The 19,634-nt window shown below is 70.2% G+C and carries 13 protein-coding genes and 1 tRNA gene; 7 read left to right on the top strand and 7 right to left on the bottom strand.

The features are described 5' to 3' along the window. Positions 1-11: 11 nt before the first annotated feature. From ACZ6SD_RS10770 to ACZ6SD_RS10755, 4 genes are read right to left on the bottom strand one after another with little or no spacing between them, the layout of a single operon-like run. Entirely contained in the window at positions 12-1,733 is a 1,722-nt protein-coding gene (locus ACZ6SD_RS10770; protein WP_465316697.1) for a fatty acyl-AMP ligase, read from the bottom strand. Then, positions 1,726-1,995, bottom strand: a complete 270-nt coding sequence (locus ACZ6SD_RS10765; protein ID WP_465316696.1) for an acyl carrier protein — start codon at positions 1,993-1,995, stop codon at positions 1,726-1,728. The genes ACZ6SD_RS10770 and ACZ6SD_RS10765 overlap by 8 nt, the downstream gene beginning before the upstream one ends. Next, complete coding sequence (locus tag ACZ6SD_RS10760) at positions 1,992-4,835, bottom strand: aldehyde dehydrogenase family protein (RefSeq protein ID WP_465316744.1); 2,844 nt, start codon at positions 4,833-4,835, stop codon at positions 1,992-1,994. The genes ACZ6SD_RS10765 and ACZ6SD_RS10760 overlap by 4 nt, the downstream gene beginning before the upstream one ends. Then, entirely contained in the window at positions 4,835-12,298 is a 7,464-nt protein-coding gene (locus ACZ6SD_RS10755) for an SDR family NAD(P)-dependent oxidoreductase (RefSeq protein WP_465316695.1), read from the bottom strand. Before ACZ6SD_RS10755 ends, ACZ6SD_RS10760 begins: the two co-directional genes overlap by 1 nt. 167 nt (positions 12,299-12,465) lie before the next feature. Here ACZ6SD_RS10755 and ACZ6SD_RS10750 point away from each other — a divergent pair, with 167 nt between their 5' ends. The 4 genes from ACZ6SD_RS10750 (at position 12,466) to ACZ6SD_RS10735 (ending at position 15,356) form a co-directional block, all read left to right on the top strand. Next, positions 12,466-13,065, top strand: a complete 600-nt coding sequence (locus ACZ6SD_RS10750; RefSeq protein ID WP_465316694.1) for a DUF6230 family protein — start codon at positions 12,466-12,468, stop codon at positions 13,063-13,065. Next, a complete protein-coding gene (locus ACZ6SD_RS10745) occupies positions 13,056-13,409 on the top strand; it encodes a DUF6114 domain-containing protein (protein ID WP_465316693.1) in 354 nt (117 codons plus the stop codon). The genes ACZ6SD_RS10750 and ACZ6SD_RS10745 overlap by 10 nt, the downstream gene beginning before the upstream one ends. Beyond that, positions 13,406-13,912, top strand: a complete 507-nt coding sequence (locus ACZ6SD_RS10740; protein WP_465316692.1) for a hypothetical protein — start codon at positions 13,406-13,408, stop codon at positions 13,910-13,912. Before ACZ6SD_RS10745 ends, ACZ6SD_RS10740 begins: the two co-directional genes overlap by 4 nt. 781 nt (positions 13,913-14,693) lie before the next feature. Then, on the top strand, positions 14,694-15,356 hold the full coding sequence (locus tag ACZ6SD_RS10735) for a recombinase zinc ribbon domain-containing protein (RefSeq protein ID WP_465316691.1): 663 nt from the start codon (positions 14,694-14,696) through the stop codon (positions 15,354-15,356). Here the strand turns inward: ACZ6SD_RS10735 and ACZ6SD_RS10730 are convergent. Further along, positions 15,321-15,404, bottom strand: a tRNA-Leu gene (locus ACZ6SD_RS10730). The genes ACZ6SD_RS10735 and ACZ6SD_RS10730 overlap by 36 nt on opposite strands. A 99-nt stretch (positions 15,405-15,503) precedes the next feature. On the opposite strand from ACZ6SD_RS10730, the gene ACZ6SD_RS10725 reads away from it, so the two are divergent. The 3 genes from ACZ6SD_RS10725 to ACZ6SD_RS10715 all read left to right on the top strand — a co-directional run bounded on the left by ACZ6SD_RS10725 (position 15,504) and on the right by ACZ6SD_RS10715 (position 18,317). Next, the gene (locus ACZ6SD_RS10725; RefSeq protein ID WP_465316690.1) at positions 15,504-16,850 is read left to right on the top strand and encodes a M20/M25/M40 family metallo-hydrolase; all 1,347 of its coding nucleotides are present in this window, start codon (positions 15,504-15,506) and stop codon (positions 16,848-16,850) included. 35 nt (positions 16,851-16,885) lie between these two features. Further along, the gene (locus ACZ6SD_RS10720; RefSeq protein ID WP_465316689.1) at positions 16,886-17,767 is read left to right on the top strand and encodes an alpha/beta fold hydrolase; all 882 of its coding nucleotides are present in this window, start codon (positions 16,886-16,888) and stop codon (positions 17,765-17,767) included. Between the two features lie 61 nt (positions 17,768-17,828). Further along, a complete protein-coding gene (locus ACZ6SD_RS10715) occupies positions 17,829-18,317 on the top strand; it encodes a DUF2231 domain-containing protein (protein WP_465316688.1) in 489 nt (162 codons plus the stop codon). Here the strand turns inward: ACZ6SD_RS10715 and ACZ6SD_RS10710 are convergent. Continuing rightward, positions 18,310-18,522, bottom strand: a complete 213-nt coding sequence (locus ACZ6SD_RS10710) for a DUF5703 family protein (protein ID WP_465316687.1) — start codon at positions 18,520-18,522, stop codon at positions 18,310-18,312. The two genes, ACZ6SD_RS10715 and ACZ6SD_RS10710, sit on opposite strands and share 8 nt — an antisense overlap. Further along, positions 18,519-19,517: a YncE family protein gene (locus ACZ6SD_RS10705; protein ID WP_465316686.1), complete on the bottom strand. Its 999-nt coding sequence runs from the start codon at positions 19,515-19,517 to the stop codon at positions 18,519-18,521. Before ACZ6SD_RS10705 ends, ACZ6SD_RS10710 begins: the two co-directional genes overlap by 4 nt. Positions 19,518-19,634 lie beyond the last annotated feature (117 nt).

The raw sequence follows: 19,634 nt of genomic DNA, 5'->3' as shown, positions 1-19,634 counted from the left end.
GAGGCTCCTCGTCAGTCGAGACAGTCGGAGTGCAAGATGGTGAGGCGGCAGGCGCGGAGTTCCTCGCGGGTCCGGGAGCGCTGGACTTTGCCGCTGGTGGTCCGGGGCACGCTCATCGGCGCGACGAGGACGACCTGCACGGCCAGTCGCAATTGTTCGGCCACGTGCTTGCGGACCAGCCCGGCGAGGGCCGCGTGGGTCCGGCCGCCCAGGTGCCGGGGCTGGATCTCGTGGACCAGCACGATGCGGTCGTCGGCCTGGGCGAAGGCGGCGCCACGGCCGAGGGCGGGGTCAGCTGTCTCGCCGATCCGTTCGATGTCCTGGGGATGGATGTTGCGGCCGTTGGTAATGATCAGGTCCTTGGCGCGGCCGGTGACGTAGAGCCGGTCGTCCAGGAGGAAACCCAGGTCGCCGGTGCGCAGGAACGGGCCGTCGCCGTCGGAGGTGGTGGCGAGGAAGTGTTCGGCGGTGGCCTCCGCGTTGCCCAGGTAGCCGTCGGCGACGCTGTCGCTGCGGACCCAGATCTCACCGACGTGCCCCTCCTTCAGTTCGTCCGCCGTGCCGGGGTCGACGATTCGGACGTCAGCATCGACGGGGCCGCCGCAGGCGACGAGGTCGACACCCGACGAAACGAGAACTGCCCGGCCCGCCTCGAGTTCCTCCCGGTCGAAGCTCCGCACGGTGACGCCCGCCCCGCAACGGGTGCCGGTCACCATCAGGGTGGCTTCGGCCAGGCCGTAGGAGGGCGCCCAGATATCCGGGCGGAAGCCGACGGTGGCAAGGCGGCGGGCCACCGCGTCCAGCAGACCGGCCCGGACGGGCTCGCCGCCACTCAGCGCGAACCGCAGACAGCTCAGGTCCAGACCGGCGAGGTCATCGTCCTTGATGCCGCGCAGCAGCCAGTCGTAGCCGAAGTTGGGAGCGAAGGTCCAGGCGGCCCGGTAATGGCTGATCATCTGCAGCCACAGCCGTTGATGGGCCACAAAGGACACCGGTGAGCTGAACACGAGGTTGCCGTAGCTCGCCAGTGGAGTGAGCAGCATGCCGACCAAGCCCATGTCGTGGTAGTGCGGGAGCCACCCGGCGCCGGGAGGCGCCCAAGAAGCAGACCGCAGCTCCTGTCTGACCTCCTCGGGCAGGATCAGTTCCCTGATGGACAACAGGTTGTGCAACAGGTTCCGGTGGGTGACCACAACCCCGCGCGGCTCGCTCGTCGAACCCGACGTGTACTGGATGTAGGCGACCGAGGACTGCTCCAACGCCGACGGGGACCACGCGACCGAAGACGACGACACCGTCTGGTCCGTCGGGACGCACCGGGGCGGTGCTGCCAGGTCCAGCTTCGCGAGCCAGGACCGGAGCGCGGGTTGCTGGGCGGAATCGGTGAGGATCAGACGGATGCCTGCGTCGTGGATGACGCCCTCCGCGCGTTCCAATGCCCGCCGGTCGGTGCTCGGCAACGGCACGGGAACCGCGACGCGCCCGGAGTACAGGCAGCCGAGGAAGACAGTGAGGAATTCCAGACCGGCCGGATACATCAGCATCACGTGCGCACCGGGCGAGGTTTCCTCGGCCAGCCAGGCCCCGACCGCCCGTGCCCTGGCATCGAGCTGCGCGTAACCGAGTCGTTCCACCTCGATGAGTTCGCCCCGGACACTGTCCACACGGGCGTACCAGCGCGCGTCGCCGAAGGCCCAGATCTTCTCCCGCAGGAAGCGGACGAACTCACTCACCGCCTGCTCCAATCTGTTGCCGCGCCAGGGTTTTATCCACATGACCGACGACCGCGCCGACCGTGTGCAGCTCCCAGGCATCCTCCTCGGAGATGCGGATCCCGAACCGCTCCTCGGCGTTGACGGTCATCCGCACCAGTACGAGCGAGTCGAGGCCGAGGTCGGCGACGAAGGCGGTCTGCTCGTCGACCGAGGCGGGGTCCACACCGCCGAACTCGGCGAGCATCGACTTCACCTCGGCCAGGATCACCTCCCGGTTCACCGGACCTCCCAGGCGGCGGGCAGTGTGCTGAGCCCGCGTTCGAACTGGCTGGGACGCCACTTCGGCGTGCCGTCCAGGCGGAGATCGGGCAGCCTGCGCAGGACGGTGGCGACGGCGGTCTCGGCGGTCATCCGGCCGATGCGGGAACCGAGGCAGTAGTGCGCGCCGTGCCCGAACGCCAGGTGACCCGGCGTGGGACGGCGCAGGTCGAGCCGGTCGGGATCGGGATAACGGCTGGGATCCCGGTTGGCCGCGCCGATGCAGAGAAACAACGACTCGTTCGCGGGCACCGTCACGTCACCGAACTCGATGGGCTCAAGTGTGCCGCGCCAGCTCGTGAACGGCAGCGGGCTCTCGTAGCGGAGCAGCTCACCGATGCCGCTCGACATCAGCGCCGGATCGTCGCGCAGCGCGGCGAGCTGGTCCGGGTTGGTGAGCAGGGCGTACAGGCTGTTGCCGACGCTGTTGATGCTCGGGTCCTGACCCGCGACGAGCATCAGCAGCACCTGGCCATGCAGCTCGTTCTCACTGAGCAAACCACCCCGGTCACATGAGTCGACCAGCAGGGAGATCAGGTCGTCGCCGGGGGAGCGGCGTTTCTCCTCGACCGCACCCCGCACGAACGCGTCGACCTCGTGAGCGAGCGCCTCCACGTAGGGAACGTCGTTGTTCCAGTCGGCGGTGCGCCAGATCATCGCGCGTAGGTGGCGCATGTCAGGTGGCGTGGCGCCGAGGATGGTGAACAGGACGTTGCCGCCGAGCGGGTAGGCGATGGACGTCATCAGGTCACCGCGGCCCGCGGCCAGAATCTGGTCGATCCGGCTGTCGACGAGCCGCTGGACACGCGTGCGCCACTGCTCCTGCCGCGCAGGCGTGAAGAACGGCTGCATGATCGCGCGCAGGTCGGTGTGGCGCGGTGCGTCGCTGTCGAGCAGGTGCACGAACAGCCGTTCGCGCATCTCCTGTGGCCAGTGCAGGAACCAGTTCCGGCCTGCGGGGATTCGTTTGCTGTCACAGGTCACCCGCGGGTCGGCGTGTGCCTTGCGCACATCCTCGTGGCGCGTGAGCAACCAGCCAGGACCGTCCGGGCTCGCGACACGGCTCACCGGCCGGTGCGCGCGCAGCCAGTGCAGCGTCGGATAGGGATCGTGCTGGAACGCCTCGGTGAACGGGGCGGGCAGCCCGCCGGGCAGGTCCTCAGGTGGCCAGCCTGGCGGATACTCGCGCAGTGCCTCGACCCTAGGCCGTGGCCGGGACGGCACGTAGGGATTTGCGTGCTCAGCAGGCAGATTTCCTGGCGCCACGGACACACCCTGCAGACGGCTGGTGCGCAGCATCGGGAAGTTCAGTTCGCCGAACCGGTCACCGCTGAGGCCGGGGCCGCCGTGGTTGGACAGGTAGCCGACGCCCGCGAGGTGCGAGTCGTTCACCCGGATCTGACCGCATGAGCGGACATTGCGAACGAACCGGTCGACGACCGCCTGGTCACGCGCCCACAGCGAGTTGCGCAGACCGTATGGGTTGGCCGCGACGAACGACAGCATCTCGGCCAGGAGATCGTCACTGTCGCGCGGCACCACCAGCGTCAGCAACGGGAAGAACGTCTCGTGGCGAACGGATCGCAGCTCCAGCGCCTCGGACACGCTGTCCACCCGGATCAGCGCGGGTTCGGCGAAGATCGCGACATCGCTTTCCTCGCCGTGCACGTCCAGGTGGCGTCCCCCGGCCAGCACCTGCGCTCCTGCGCGCCGCGCGTCGGCAAGAGTGGCGTCGTACCCGGCCATGTTCGGCGAGGCGGCGAGCACCACCTCCGGGTCGTCCGGGAAGCCAGGGCGCAGCGCCCGCACGCGAGCGGTCAACCGCGCGGTGAGCTCGTCGGCGATGTCCGGGTGAACCAGTGCGATGTTGGGCGCACAACAGATCTGGCCACTCGCGTGGAAGGCTTCCATCAACGCCTCGACGGCCTCGGTCAACGGCGCGTCCCACCACACCAGGACCACGTCGTTGCCGCCGAGTTCCAGGATCGGCTTCTTGCCCGCTGCCAGGCAGTTCTTCTCGATCAGCTCGCCACGGATCGAGTCGCCGAAGTAGAGGACATCGTCGACCAGCGGGCTGGCCAGCCAGGTGTCCATGGCCTGGGCGGGGTCGGTGCACAACGCGGACAGCACACCCGGCGGGGCGCCTGCCTCGGCGAGGGCGGGCACGGCGACCTGTTCGAGCAGGTACATCGCGGCGATCGGCGCCTGCCGGGACAGCCGCACCACCACAGCGTTGCCCGCGAGCACGGACTGGAAAGCCGTCCCGACGCTCAACGCCGGGGCGTTCAGTGGCGGCTGCACACATATCACGCCATCGGGCACCCGGCGCAAGACCACGGTCCGGTCTTCGGCGGTGTGGCGCGTCTCCATCTGCTGAAAACACCACCGGACGGTTTCCGGCCGGTAGAAGATGATCAGGTTCGCCACCTCCGCGCGGGCCAGTCGGACCGGGTGCCCCTCCTCCACGAGCAGGTCGGTCAACGCGTCCCCGTGCTCCACGAGCCGCCGGTGGAACGCCTCGGCGACGGCGGCGCGCTGGGCCAGCGAGCTGCCGCCCCACTCCTCGGCCGCCGCATGGGCGGTCTCCAGCGCGGTCCGCATGAGATCGGGACCGGCGACCGCGCAACGCCCCAGGATCACCTCGGGATGAGCGTCCGCGCTCATCCGCCCGGCGTTGAGCGCGTTGCGGTAGCACGAGGCGCCGATGGGGTCGTCGATCAACGCGGTCGCGCGGACCACGTGCACCCACTCGCTCTCACCGGGAACGCTGATGCCGCCGATGAGGGAACCGAAGCTGAGCATCACGCGCGCGCCTTTCCGGTGGCGGGACGGACACCCAGGCGCAGCAATACCTGACGGGCGAGGTCGTTGAGGGTGAGGGTGGCCTGGAGCAACTCCATGGGCGGGATGTCGACGTCGAACTGCTGCCGCAGCGTCCTCAACAGCTCGGCGCCCATCAGTGAATCGACACCGTAGTCCTGGACCGGCTGGGCCGGGTCCAGTCGGGTGATGTCGGTCTGCAGGACTTGGGCCAGGTATTCGGCAAGGGTGCCGCTGACCGCCCGCAACGCCTCGTCGGCGTCGAGACCAGCCAGGGCGGCCACGAGGTCCTGGCGGGTCTGGCCAGCGAACTCGCCGTCCGCGGACCACAGTGTCGAGAACCGGGGCGTACGCAAGCCCGGTAGCCAGGTGGCGAACTTGTTCCAGTCGAACCGGCCGAAACCGCCGACGGCGGCGTCCGAGGCCAGCAGCGCGTCCAATCCGGACAGTGCCTCGCCGGAACTGATCGGAGCGAGACCGAGCATCGCGGTAGTCTGCGCCAGACCCTCGCGGGCGATGTAGCCGTGGTCACCGATCCCACCCCAGGCGACGGCGAAGGCAAGCCCGCGCTGGTGTCGCGCCAGCGCTTCGGTGAACAGGTTTCCGCCGACGTAGGCGGCCTGCTTGATGTTGCCGAGGACCGAGGTTTGCGAAGAGTAGGACAGGAACAACCGCAGGTCGTGGTTGCGGGTCAGGGCGTCCAGGACCGCCGCACCGGCCAGCTTCGGAGCCAGGACCGCGCGGAGCCGTTCATCGGTCAGTTCCGTGAGCGGAGCGTCGTCGAGCACCATGGCCGCGTGCACCACACCCGTGAGCGGGTACCCCGAGGCGTCGATGCGGTTGATCACCTCAGCCATGGCGCTTGGGTCGCTGACGTCGGCGGCGTACGGGGTCGCGGTCACACCGGATGCGGCCAGATCGGCCAGCAACGCACCCGCTTCGGGACTGTCGGCGCCGCGCCGGGACACCAGGGCGAGATGACGGGCGCCGCGGTCGGCGAGCCAACGGGCGGTCGCCGCACCGAACCCGCCCAGCCCGCCGGTGACCAGGTAGCTGCCATCCGGACCGAACCGGACAGGCTCCGGCCGGGTGCTTACGGGTACCGGGCCGTCCTGCGGGTCCAGGCTCACGACAACCTTGCCGACGTGCCGGGAGTGCTGCAGCAGCGTAAACGCCTCTTTCACTCGTGCGGCCGGGTAGACCGTGTACGGAAGCGGCCGGTAACGGCCGTCCGCGATCCGTTCGGCGATCTCGGCCAGCACCTGCCGCGAGGCGTCGAGTCCGGCCGGGCCCCACATCAGGTCGGAGACGTTGACGCCAAAGAAGGCGATGTTGCGTTTGAAGGGCCGCATGAGCAGCGGCTTGTCGGCGTACATGTCGCGTTTGCCGAGTTCGAGGAACCTGCCGCCCGGCGCCAGCACCTCCAGGCCGCGGTCGATCGCCTCTCCGGCCAACGAGTTGAGCACCACGTCGACCCCGCGCCCACCGGTGATTCGCAGGGCTTGCGCGGCGAAGTCCAGGCTGCGGGAGTCCAGCACGTGCTCGACTCCCAGCGCACGCACCAGGTCACGCTTGGCCGGGCTGCCCGCGGTGGCGATGACAGTGGCGCCTGCTTGGTGGGCGAACTGGATGGCGGCCAACCCCACTCCGCCCGCGGCGCCGTGCACCAGCACGGTTTCCCCAGGTGCCAGCCGCGCGAGGTTGTGCAGTGCGTAGTGCACGGTGAGGAAGGCCACCGGCAGCGTCACGGCCTCCGGGAAACCGAGATGGTCGGGGATCTTCACCACGGCGGCCGCGGGCCTGACCGCCTGCGAGGCCAGAGCTTTTGAACCGAGCGCGCACACCCGGTCCCCCACAGCCAGCTCGGTCACGTCCTTGCCCACCGCCGTGATGGTTCCGGCGCACTCCAGCCCAGGCCCGTGGTCACCGAAGTCCTCCTCGGCCTCCTCTGGTGGCAGCAGACCGGTTGCCAGCATGATGTCGCGGTAGTTGAGTGCTGCGGCGCGCACCTCGATCACCACTTTCCCAACACCGGGGCTGCGGGGTCGGCATGTGGTCCACACCGGCTCGTAGGACAGCCCAGGTGACCGGATCTCCAGTGCGAAGGGCTCATCCCCGCCGGGAGAGACGACCTCGCCGGACGGGAGTTCGTGTTCACGGGGGACGAAGCGGCCACCCGAGGTCAGCACGATCTCGTCCTCGCGTGCCTCCGGCTCCTCGGAGTCGAAGGGCGCCAGCAGTTCCCGGGCCAACCGGTGCGCGTCGACTGCCGGGTCACCGAGGCGTTCCAACGACAGCCTGGTCACCCGCACCCGCGGGTGCTCGTTGGTCAGGGTGCGCGCCACGCCCCAGACCGCGGCATCGGCCGGGCAGGCGGGCCGCTCGGGCGCGGGCAGGGCGCCGCTCGGGCGGGTCACCAGCCACAGTGCGGGCTGGACGTCCTCGGACAGGTCCTGGCATGCCGCCGCGAAGTCGCGCAGTCCGGCCGTCCGGCGCACCGCCTGGTCGAGTAGCTCCGACGTATCCGTCCGAGAGTCGCCCAGCACGAACACGACGGCTGGATCACCTGCACCGGTGAGCGAGTCCGTCCACGCCGCCACGCCTACGGGAACGGCCGTCACCGGGACCGGCCGCGATTCGTCGCCGGTCAGCAGCGTGGCCAACTGCTCGGCCAGCGCGGTCTCCGTTGCGCTCTCGGTGATCACGACCCACCGGGTGGCATCGTCCGGCGGGGGCAGTGCGGGCTCGGCGAGTTCCCGTGCCGGTGCTGTGGCCAGCAGTATCGAGGCACCGGTCGAATCCGACGCCACGCTGTCGTGCAGGCAGGCGATGTCGTGGAAGCCTCGGGCAGGCAGGACATCCAGCCACCCGTCCCGGCCCAGCAGCAGCGAGTCCGGCCGCAACGTCAGGTCGTCGCGGTGCCAAAAGCTGTCCAGCGCCCCGAACACCGGCAGCAGGTCGTTGAAGTCGTGCGGCTCGCAGGCCAGCAGCCGCCCACCGGAGGCCAGCAGGCCGCGCACCCGGTCCAAGGCCCGGCTCAGGTCGGTCGCGGTGTGCAGGGAGTTGGCCGCGACGATCAGGTCGTAGTACCCGGCGGTGAGCCCCTGCTCGGCGGGATCGGCGTTCAGGTCGAACGTGCGGTAGTCGACGAAGGGGTAGTCGCTGAAGCGGTGCCGTGCACGGGCGAAGAAGGCTGCGGACACGTCGGTGAAATGGTAAACGGATCGCTCGGATGGCAGTACCGCAAGCAGAGCGGCGGTGGTGCCACCGGTGCCCGCGCCGATTTCCAGGATGCGCAGCGGCCGGTCCGCGGGCCAGGCCCGGACCATCTCGGCCGCCAGCGCCGCGAGGACCCGGTTGTGGAACCGGCAGGTCGGCGACCGGTCGTAGAGCAGCTCCCAGGCATCCCGGCCGCCGTGCCCGGTCATCAGGTCGAGCGCGTCGCGTTCACCGCGCAGGACTTGCGGCAGGTGCGTCAACTGACGGACGGCCAGTTGGATCTCGGCGTTGCACGCCGGGAAGTCCACGGGCAGCCGGGCCAGCAGCGGCTCCGGAGCCGCGACGCCGGTCAGCCGCCACCGGCCGTCCGCACCGGCGGCGCTCAGTCCGTGCCGGGACATCAGGCCGAGCAGGCCGTGGGCCAGCTGGTCGTGTCCCGGGCGCATTCCGTGACGAACCAGGTCGGCGACGGTGAACTCGGAGACCCCGGCGGGCAGCAGTCCCGCGAACGCGGCGGCGGCGACCTCGGCGGTCAGTTCCTTGAGCCGTGCGCCGAAGTCCACGAACCGAGTGGCACGCCAACCCGCATCCAGCGCCTCGACACTTGCCGTCACCGCTGCGCAGAGATCGTGATTACCGGGCAGCGGGGAGGGCGCGGCTGGAAGGTTGGCATGCGGCGCCGCGCGCAGCATCGTGCCGGTCCGCTGGATCTCCCGGTCGGCAGGGCTGGGGACCCGCCGCAGGCGCACGCTGTCCAGTTCGGCGGTGACACTGCCGTCCTGGTCGGTGATGATCACGTCGAAGCAGAGTGCGGCGGCGGTACGGGTGCGGTCACGGACGTGCACCAGCCCCGTCGCGGACGGAGAGCGCCACACGCGCACCGCCCCGATCGAGGCAGGCAGCCAGCACTGTCCAGCGTCCGCCCGGGCGAGCACCAGCGGCACACACGCCTGCAACGCGCCGTCCAGCAGCGCCGGGTGCACGACGTACTGTGCGGTGTCGGCCGCGTCGGTGGTGTGCCGGTAGGCGGCAAGAACCTCACCGTCCCCCCTGTGCAGCCGGACGAGCTGCCGGAACGCAGGCCCGTAGTCGAGTCCGGCCGTGGCCAGTTCCGGATAGACGGTGCCAGGGTCCATCCGGTGCTCGCAGCGGGTGATGATCTCGTTCAGGTTGAGCGGTTCCGGCCCACGGCCGAGCAGTTCCCGGACGCGGCCCCGGGCGTGCGGACGCGGCCTTGGGTCGGCGTCCCTGTCATCTTCCCTGTCAGTGGTTTCGGTGCTGGTGATGGCGACCATGCCGTCCTCGGGGGAGAACGCGAGCTGCACCCGGACGTCGCCCGCCCGGTCCCACGGGATGACCAGCGGGCGGCTGACTTCCAGCCGGTGGAGTTCCACCGGGCCGTCGAGCACCCGCCGACCGGCCGCCAGCGCCATCTCCACGTATGCCGCGGCCGGGAAGACCACCGAACCGGCGACCTTGTGGTCGGCCAGCCAGGGCGCGAGGGCCGGTTCGATCGCTCCGTGCCAGGCGGGTTCGGCAGTCGGCAGCCGTTCGCCCAGCAACGGGTGCTCCAGCCTGCCCGACCCGCAGCGGGGAACCCAGTTCTGCGGCCCACCGTTCCAGTGCCGCTCCCGTTGCCAGGGATAGGCGGGCAGCTCCGCCACTCGGGCAGGGCCGGGGAACCAGCGGGCCCAGTCCAGCTCGGCCCCCACGGCGATCAGCGCTTCGACCGACTGGCGCAGCGCGACCGGACCGACCTCGTCGCGGCGCAGGGTGGCGAGCACCGCGACCCGCTTGTGCCCGGCGGTGATCCGGGACAGGTAGGTCCGCAGCACGGGGTGGGGACCTACCTCCACCAGGACGTCCACGCCCGTCGCCAGCGCATGGTCGACGGCGTTCGCGAATCGGACCGGTTCACGGACGTTGCGCCACCAGTAGCAGGCGTCCAGGCCACCCGCGGGCGCCGGTCCACCGTCCACAGTGGAGATAAAGGCTGTGGTGCCCGCACAGGGGGCCAGCCCGGCGAGTCCCGCGGTGAGCGGGTTCCGGGCCTGGTCCATGGCCGGGCTGTGGAAGGCGTAGTCGAGATCCATCAGCCGGAAGAACGTCTCCCGACCAGCCAACTCCTCACCCAGCGTCTTCAGCGAGGTCTCCGGACCGGCGACCGTCACGTCCTTGGCACTGTTGACAGCGGCCACGACCAGATCCGGGTACGCCGCCAGAACCCGCTCCGCTTCAGCGGACGACAACCCGACCGCGGCCATCTTCCCCAGGCCTGCCGTCAGCGTCTGAGCCCGGCCACGCTCGGCGATCACCCACGCCGCCTCGTCGAGGGTCAGCGCGCCCGCGGCGTAGGCGGCGGCGACCTCGCCGACGCTGTGTCCCAGCGCGACTGTCCACCGCAGTCCCTTGTCCCGCAGCACAGCGGTGATCCCGGCCTGCACCGAGAACAGCAGGGGCTGGGCGATCTCGGTGGCATCCAGGTTCCACTCGGCCACCGGGCGGCGCAGGTACTCAAGGACGGACCAGCCGAGCCGGGGCGCCACGGCGGCGTCCACCGCCGTCACCTCGGCGTGGAACACCGGGTCCGCCAACAGATCCGCGGCCATACCCGCCCACTGCGAGCCGTTGCCCGTGAAGACCAGCCCGACCCGGCCGTGCTCGACCGCCTCGCAGGGCACGCCCTTCTCGGACAGGATCCGCCTGGCCTCGGCCGGAGAGCCTGCCAGGGCCACCCGGCGGTAGCGGTGCTTGGCCCGGCGCAAAGCGGCGGTCGCCGCGAGGTCGTAGAAATCCTCGGCGGGCAGGTCCGCCATCCGTGCGGCCAGCCGACGCGCCGCCTGCTCGGCGGCCTGCGGGGTACGTCCTGACGCGATCACCGGAAGCTCACCGGCCGGGTTCGCGCAGGACCGCGCCTCGACCGGCGGCGGGCCGACGATCACGTGGGCGTTGGCCCCTCCGAACCCGAAGGAGTTGACGCCCACGAACCCCCTCCGCTGCTCGGGCGCCACCGCACGCGCCTGACCGACCGGCGACAGACCCAGCCCGGTGAAGTCGATGGAAGGGTTGATCGGCTCCAAGTGAAGCGAGGCGGGGATCGTGCCGTGCCGCAGCACGGCGATGGCCTTGAGCAGTCCGGCGATGCCCGAGGCGGGCTCCAGGTGGCCGACGTTGGTCTTCACCGACCCGATCGGCAACGGCCCCACCGTTCGCAGGGAGCCCAGTGCCCGGCCCAGGGCGGCGCACTCGGCCGGGTCGCCCACCTGCGTGCCGGTTCCGTGTGCCTCCACGTACACCAACTCGTCCGGACTGATTCCAGCCCGCTCGTACACCTGCCGCAACAGGTCCTCCTGCGCCTGCGCGCTGGGCAGGGCCAGCCCGGCGGTGCGTCCGTCACAGTTGCTGCCGAAACCCGCGATCACGCCGTGGATCCGGTCACCGTCGGCGAGAGCGTCGGCCAGTGGCTTGAGCACGACCACGCCCGCGCCCTCCGCCCGGACGAACCCGTCCGCGTCCGCCGAGAACGCCGCGCACCGGCCTCGTTTCGACAGCATCGACGCCTGGCTGAACCCGATGTACACGCCCGGGTTCAACAGCAGGTTCACGCCGCCGACCAGAGCCACCCGGCTGCCGCCCGACACGAGCTGCTGACAGGCCCGCTCCACGGCCACCAGTGACGACGAGCAGGCGGTGTCGACCGCCATGCTCGGCCCGCGGAGGTCAAAGAAGTGCGACAGCCGGTTCGCCGCGATCGAGTGGGCGCCACCCGCCATCGAATAGGCGTTCATTCCCTGGAATTGGGCTATCTGCAGGCCGCCGTAGGAGAAGTCCGAGAGGCCGACGAACACGCAGGTGTCCGAGCCTGCCAGGGTCGCGGGGTCGATGCCCGCGTCGTCCAGCGCCTCGACGGCGGTCTCCAGCAGCAACCGGTGCTGTGGGTCCATCCGGGACGCCTCGCGAGGCGAGATCCCGAAGTAGTCCGCGTCGAACTCGCTGACATCGTCGAGGAATCCGCCCTGCGCGGTGTACGACTTGCCCGGCCGGGCCATCTCGGTGTCGACGAACCGTGCGCTCTCGAACCGGTCGGCAGGCATCGTGGTGATCAGGTCCCGTTCGGCCATCAGCGCCTGCCACAGCTGGTCGAGACTGGTGATGCCGCCGGGCAGTCGGCACCCTTGGCCGACGATGGCGATGGACTGGTCCTCGGGGTGGTTCTCCGCGCGCACGCCTTGCCCTTCACTGACCGTGATGAAGCTCGGACGCCCCACCTTGGCCAGCGCTTCCCGGAGGCGCCAGTTCTGTTCACCCGAACCGGTGGGAAACGATCACCGACACCACCATTGGGTGACAAAGATGCAAGTAGTTAGGCGTTCGAAGCTTAGGATTCCCGGTCATGACCGAGGAATCGACCGGCTCCGCCCGGGGACGCACCCGATGGTCGCGATTCCTCGTCGTGCTCACGCTCAGTATGGTTGGCCTCGCCGGGCTGGTGGTCGGGACCACCCAGGCCGCGCTGCCCGCCTCGTTCGCGCTGTCCGGCTCGAACTTCGTCCTCACCGTCGACCGCCTCGACGGCACCGGCTTCACCCAGTTCGTCGGCATCGGCCGTGGCGAGCAGGGCGTGCTCGTCACCGGTGTCCGGGACGCCCAGCTCACCGACCTGTGCCTCTCCGCTCGGGTGCCCACTCCCTTGGGCGACATGACGATCCAGGTCAACGCGGCCGCGGACGGCCCGGTGGCCGCACACCACCTGGTACTGGACCTGACCGACATGCACACCAACGCCAAGGTCACCGGCCTGACCCTGGGCGCAGACGCTGGCACCGTCGGCCATGACATGGGCCTGACCGGTTCCCGGGGCAGTTACGCACACACCGCGGACCACATCGACATCCGCGCCCTGCGGGCCACCGCGACGACCACGACGGCGGGCACCTTCGAGCTGACCGGCCTGGGCATCACCATCCACCCGGGCGACCAGCCGTGCCAGTGATCCGAGCCTTCGCCGCCTGGCGCGGCACCCGGCCGTTCTGGGCAGGCCTGCTGGCCGTCTTGGCCGGGGCGGAAATCCTGCTGCTGCCCCTGCGCGGCCTGGAGTTCCTTCTGGTGCAAGGGATCGGCGGCGCCGGTTCGCTGGCGGTCGCCGCCGCCCTGATCACCTGCGGGATCGCACTGTGGCAGCGCCCGCACCGCGCCCGCCTGCTCGGCGGCGTCCTGCTGGCTCTGGCCGTGCTGGCCTATCTGGTGGCCAATCTCGGCGGCTTCCTGGTCGGCACGGCCCTGGCGGTCATCGGCGGTTCGCTGGCCCTGGCCTGGCAACCCGGAACCGCTACGTGAGCACGGCGGTGCTGCTCGCCCTGGTCGCGGCCACCAGTCTCACCCTCGCCCCAGCCCCCGTCGCACCGGCCTGCGCGGTCGACCGGCTCCCAGCCGATGCGCCCTCCGCCGCCGAAGCCCAACAGGCCGCGGACATCGTCGCGGCCTGTTGGCCCGCGACATCCGGCGGAGGCGGACCGGGCAGTCTGCTGACCGCCCGTACCCTGACCGCCCGGATGGTCCAGCCCGTCCTCGGTACCCGGTTGCGACTCCGTGCCGAAGGCGTCGACGTCGTGGACGCCGACCTGGGCTCGATCCGGATATCCCAAGGGCACCTAGAATCGGTGACACTGGAGGCGGAGTCGATCTCGGGCAGGCTCTTCGGCCTGCTGCCGATCACCCTCGCCGGTGGTCTGCCTGTGTTGCCGACTCCCTTGCCGTACTTGGCATTCCATGACGTTAAGATACGCGGCCTGGTCCTGCGCGCCGAGCACGCCGACCTGCACGAACTCACCTCTGGCTGAACAAGTCTGTTCCGTCGAACGTCTGCGGCGAGCAGGTCTACGTCGCCTCGATGGAGGCCCGGCACTCCGGGTGAGCACCCAGCAGCTCGCGGGCCGCTGCGTTCTTCAGGGGGGAAGACGCCCGCGATCGGCACGGTGAAGCGGCCCTGCTGGGCGAGGTCGGTGGCCCGCGGCAAGTCCTTCGACCGCTTGCGGGTCCGCTTCGGGGCCGGTCAGGCGCGTTAGGCGGACTCCGTAGTTCGCGGCGTTCATGTCGGCGAGGGTGACCACAACGGATCAGCCACCCGAACGTGTTCCGAGCACATGCACAGGTGTGTTCGTCATGGCGAACTCCTCGCGGCGAGAAGATGTGAAACCGACGCCACAAGGAATCCATTCGGTCGACAAGAAAAGACCACGAGAAGAACAAGAACGATCTCCTTGTCACGCCTCCGAGCTGCTAAGAAGATCGACCATGAACGATCCAGTCACGCACGGCCCAGCACGCTGCGACCACGGGCGGTGTGATTGGCTTTAGTGGCCGCTGAGCAGCGATTTAAGTCCTTGTTAGTAGCCCGGCCGAGCGCCAGCAAGGACGAGGTGCTGCTCGACGTCGAGGATGTGGCGCCGGGGCACGTGACGAAGATGCGCTGGAATGAACGGGGCAAGTGGGTGTGGTCCGATGATGTTGTGCATGAGGCGCTGATCGATACTGACTTGTTCGAGCGGGTCCAGCAGGTGATGGCCGCCAAGGGGGCGGGCCCGCACCGCCCGCGAGCGGCACCGCACCCGTCATTTCTATGTGTTGCGCGGTCTGTTGTGCTGCGGGTTGTGTGGGTGGCGGATGCAGGGCCAGCGGAGCAGGGAGGCGTTGTACTACCGCTGCCGGTTCCCCAACGAGTACGGACTGGCGAGCAAGATCGAACACCCACGCAACGTGTATCTGGCCGAGCGAGAGCTGGTGACACCGTTGAACGCGTGGCTTGGCACAACGCTGGCGCCACACAGGTTGTCTGCGACGGTCGACGCTCTCTATGAGGCACAGCCTGACATCGAGGTTGATCCGCGAGCACTGGACGCGGCTCGGGTTGTCGAGGAGTGTGACCAGAACCTTGCCCGGCACCGCGCGGTCTTGGAGGCTGGTGCTGATCCGCAGTTGGTGGCCCGGTGGATGGCTGAAGCGCAAGCCCGTCGAGCAGAGGCAATGGCCCGGTCGCGGACTGTGGCAAAACAGCGGCGGATGTCGAAGGCCGAGATCCAGCACTTGGTCAAAACCTTGGGCGCTGTGCGCACAGTGCTGGACGAGGCTGACCCGGTAGACAAAGCGGAGCTGTATCGCCAACTTGGGCTCCGATTGACCTACCAGCCCGGAAAACGAACTGTGCGGGTCGAGATGAGTCTCGACCCGCACAGTTGGGGTTATGGCACGTGTCCGAGGGGGGACTTGAACCCCCACGCCCGTTAAGGGCACTAGCACCTCAAGCTAGCGCGTCTGCCATTCCGCCACCCGGACTCGCGGTCTCCCGCGTGGTGTGGGCATACCTTATCCGATGCCCTCAGCCAGTCCCAAATCGGGGCTGTGGCGGTGGGGTGGCAGTGGTAGGAAAGCGGTGTGACCGAGCAGCAGAGCGCAGCGTCCGTGCCCCATGACACCAGGTTGGCCGAGGAAGAGGCCGTCGCGCTGACCAGTGAGTTGATCCGCATCGACACGACGAACACCGGGGATCCGGCGACCGTGGTCGGGGAGCGGGTGGCGGCTGAGTACGTGGCCGAGAAGCTGGCGGAGGTGGGGTACGAGACGACCTACGTGGAGTCCGGGGCCAGGGGGCGGGGCAATGTGTTCGCCCGGTTGGCGGGGGCGGATCCGGGGCGGGGGGCGTTGTTGGTGCACGGGCATCTGGATGTGGTGCCCGCCGATCCCGCTGAATGGTCGGTTCATCCGTTCTCTGGGGCTGTGCAGGACGACTATGTGTGGGGGCGTGGGGCGGTCGACATGAAGGACATGGTGGCCATGACGTTGGCCACCGCGCGGCGGTTCAAGCGGGACGGGGTGGTGCCGCCGCGGGATGTGATCTTCGCGTTCTTCGCCGACGAGGAGGCGGGGGGCGACTACGGGTCGCAGTGGCTGGTGGAGAACCGGCCGGAGTTGTTCGAGGGGGCGACCGAGGCGATCAGCGAGGTGGGCGGGTTCTCCATCACGGTGAAGGACGGGGTGCGGGCCTATCTGATCGAGACTGCGGAGAAGGGGATCGCCTGGATGCGGTTGCGGGCGCGAGGGCGCGCCGGGCACGGGTCGATGGTGCATGAGGACAACGCGGTCACGAAGCTGACGCAGGCCGTGGCCCGGCTGGGGACGCACCGGTTTCCGCTGGTCATGACCGACTCGGTGCGGGAGTTCCTGGCCGCGGTGACCGAGCTGACCGGGATGGAGTTCGACGCCGACGACCTCGACGGGTCGGTGGCCAAGCTCGGCGCCGTGGCGCGGATGGTGGGGGCGACCCTGCGCGACACCGCGAACCCGACCATGCTCAACGCCGGGTACAAGGCCAACGTGATTCCCTCGGTGGCCGAGGCCGTGGTCGACTGCCGGGTGCTCCCCGGCCGCGAGGCCGCCTTCCTGCGGGAGATCGATGAGCTGCTCGGGCCCGACATCGAGCGGGAGTGGGTCACCCACCTGCCCCCTGTCGAGACCACGTTCGACGGCGCCCTGGTCGACGCCATGACCGCGTCGATCGTCGCGGAGGACCCGGGCGCCAAGACGCTGCCGTACATGCTTTCGGGTGGGACCGACGCCAAGGCGTTGCAGTCGCTGGGCATCCGCTGCTTCGGGTTCGCCCCGCTGCGGCTGCCCGCCGACCTGGACTTCAGCGCGCTGTTCCACGGCGTGGACGAGCGGGTGCCGGTGGACGCGCTGAAGTTCGGGACCCGGGTGCTGGACCGGTTTCTGCGCGACTGCTGAGTGGACAGTCCAACCGGGCATGTCAGTATTCGCCCGTGTCCACGATCGAACGCTTCGCCGTTGCCGACGGGGCGGAGCTCACGGTCGTGCGCGCGGGCGACCCCGCCGCCGACGTGACGGTGGTCCTGTCGCACAGCTACGCGCAGGACCACCGGGTCTGGCACCGCGTCCTGGAGACGCTGCCGGTCGCCGTGGAGCGGCCGGTGCAGGTGCTGGCCTATGACCACCGGGGGCACGGCTCGTCCACCGCGGCCGTCGCGGCGACCGCCACCGTGGAGCGCCTCGGCGACGACCTGGCCGAGTTGATCGCCGGGGTCGTGCCGCGCGGGCGGGTGGTGCTGGCCGGGCACGGCATGGGCGGTCTGGCCGTGATGGCGCTGACGGTGCGCCACCAGGCGCTGTTCGCCGAGCGGGTCGCGGGACTGGCGTTCCTGTCCACCGCGGCGAGTTGGCTCGCCGAGCCCGCGTGGGCGAGCCCGGTGGGCCGAGTCGCGCGGGACCTCCGGGCCATCCTCGGGCCCCAGATCGTCAACCGGGTGGCTGAGCGGATCGACAAGGCCACCGCAGTCGGGTTGCGGTGGCTGCTGCTCGGCGACGACCCCGACCCCGACGACGTCCGGCTGGTCGCGGACATGGTCGCCGCGCACTGGCCGGACACCGTGGCGCTGTTCCGGCCCGGCCTGGACCGCTACGACCGGGAGGCCGCGCTCGCCGTGGCCGCGGACACCCCGGTCGTGGCGATGGTCGGCGACCGCGACCGGCTCGTGCCCGCGTCGCACGCCGCGGCTCTGGCGGGCGCGGTGCAGGACGGCACGGCGGTGGTGCTGCCCGGCCTGGGGCACATGCTTCCGCTGGAAGGTGTCGCGCAGGTCCTGCCTCGGCTGGTAGGACTTGCGCACGCCGCCCTACGCCGCTGAACCATCCGCCGAACGGACGCGTAACCAGGGGTGACGCCAACACTCGCCTGGAGGTCCGCACATGCCCGAGTTCGTCGACGGTCTGCCACTGCACGCCCTGGTGCTGCACGCGGTCGTGGTCCTGGTTCCGCTGACGGTGCTGGGCGCGGTGGCCATCGCGGTCTGGCCTGCCGCGCGACGGCGGTTCGGCTGGCTGGTGGTGGCGTTCGCGGCGGCGAACGTGGTCCTGACCCCGATCACGACCAGCAGCGGCAACGCCCTCGCCCGCAGGCTGCCGGAGAACCCGCAGATCGCCACGCACCAGCAGCTTGGCGAGCAGCTCATCTGGTTCGTGCTGCCGCTGTTCCTCGCGGTCACCGCGCTCATGGTGGTGCACACTCTCGCCGCCCGCGCCGGTGGCGACGCGCCGAGCTGGACGAAGATCGCGCTCGTGCTGGCGGCTGTGGCCAGCATCGGGCTGGGCGCCGCCTCGGGCGTGCACGTGTTCCGCGTCGGCGACGCGGGCTCCCGCGCCGTGTGGGACGGGATCGAGAACCTGCCCGCTAGGTGATCAGCCCGGGCAACGCGTTCTTGCGCCGCTTGCGCCGAAGCCACACCTTGCGGGTGCCGTCGGCGTAGAGGCGCACGTTGGACAGCTCCCACCCGCTGAACTCGGCGTGGATCGCCAGTTGCGTGGCCGCTGTCAGCCGCGACACGCCCGGAGGCAGCCGCAGCGGCCGGTACTCCCACTCGCCGTCGATCACCCCGTCACTCATGGCTGCACCACCTGCACACCTCCTCCACTGGCGGACGCGACCACCACGCGCCCGCTGGCCGGGTCCACGGCCACCGAGTTCGGCTGCCCGACGGTCGGGAACCGGTACCGCTCCTGGGGCTCCTCACCCGCGACGTGGAAGCCGACGACCTCATTCGTCTCGGTCAGCGTGACCCACGCCAGGTCACGGCGGGGGTCGTAAGCGATGGCGTACGGCGCCCCCTGGACCGGGTAGCGCTGCCGCATCAGCAGCGGGTCGAGGGAGAACGCGAGCAGCGCGCCGCCGCGGGTGTCGGTGACCAGGACGCGGCCGTAGCGGTCGACCGTGCCGTTGGTGGCGCCCTGGCCCGCGCGCAGGCCCTGGCCGAGCGCGCCCTTGCCCAGGTCGAGTTGGAACACCGCGTTGCGCAGCCGGTCGAGGACCACCGCGCCGGACCCGGCGCTGAACACCTGGTCGGCGCTGAGCAGGCCGCCGGAGACGACCCGCTGCACCTGGTCGCCGTCGAGCACGGCAACCCCCTTGCGCTCCCGCACCGCGACCAATGTCGCGCCCTGGTGCGTGGTCGCCCCCGCGGCCTCGCCGGGCACCGTGGCCTGGGTCACGGCCCCGTCCGGCAGGCTCACCCGCACCACGCCGATGCTTGGGACCGCCGCGAGCACCGGCCCCCCCGCACCCGCGAGCGCCAGCGTCTCGGCGGGCCCAGGCAGGGCCACCGTCCGAGGCGCCCGATCGAGCGCGTCGAGGTCGTAAAGCTGCAGCTCAGCCCCCACGGCGACGGCGAGGACCCGGGTCTTCTCGTCGATCACAGCGGCCGTCACCGACGCGTCGAGCGGGACGACGGTCCCCGCCGGGGCGACAGCGGGGGCTGGCGAACGAGCGGCCGTCGCGGCGATCGGGTTGTCCGACACCATCAGCTCGTCCTCGGGCTGCCCGCTGGACGAGCACGCCGCCGTGAGCGTGGCGACAACAACCACGGCGGTGACCAAGCGACGCACCAGCGAACCTCCGACAGCGATGGCGACAACGGACCTCTTCCCAGCATCCCGCACCACGTCCCGTCAGGCCACGTCCGGTCGCCGCAGCGTGTCCGACATCGCCTGCGGGGAACGCCC

The sequence above is a fragment of the Actinokineospora sp. NPDC051303 genome, from assembly GCF_055586285.1.
The sequence above is the reverse complement of the archived record's forward strand: the minus strand, read 5'-3'. Positions and strand labels throughout refer to the sequence as shown.

Excerpts from the sequence above, each read along its gene's own strand:
- ACZ6SD_RS10760 (WP_465316744.1), bottom strand. The coding sequence starts at position 4,835 with ATGCTCAGCTTCGGTTCCCTCATCGGCGGCATCAGCGTTCCCGGTGAG.
- ACZ6SD_RS10750 (WP_465316694.1), top strand. The coding sequence starts at position 12,466 with ATGACCGAGGAATCGACCGGCTCCGCCCGGGGACGCACCCGATGGTCG.
- ACZ6SD_RS10715 (WP_465316688.1), top strand. The coding sequence starts at position 17,829 with ATGCCCGAGTTCGTCGACGGTCTGCCACTGCACGCCCTGGTGCTGCAC.
- ACZ6SD_RS10710 (WP_465316687.1), bottom strand. The coding sequence starts at position 18,522 with ATGAGTGACGGGGTGATCGACGGCGAGTGGGAGTACCGGCCGCTGCGG.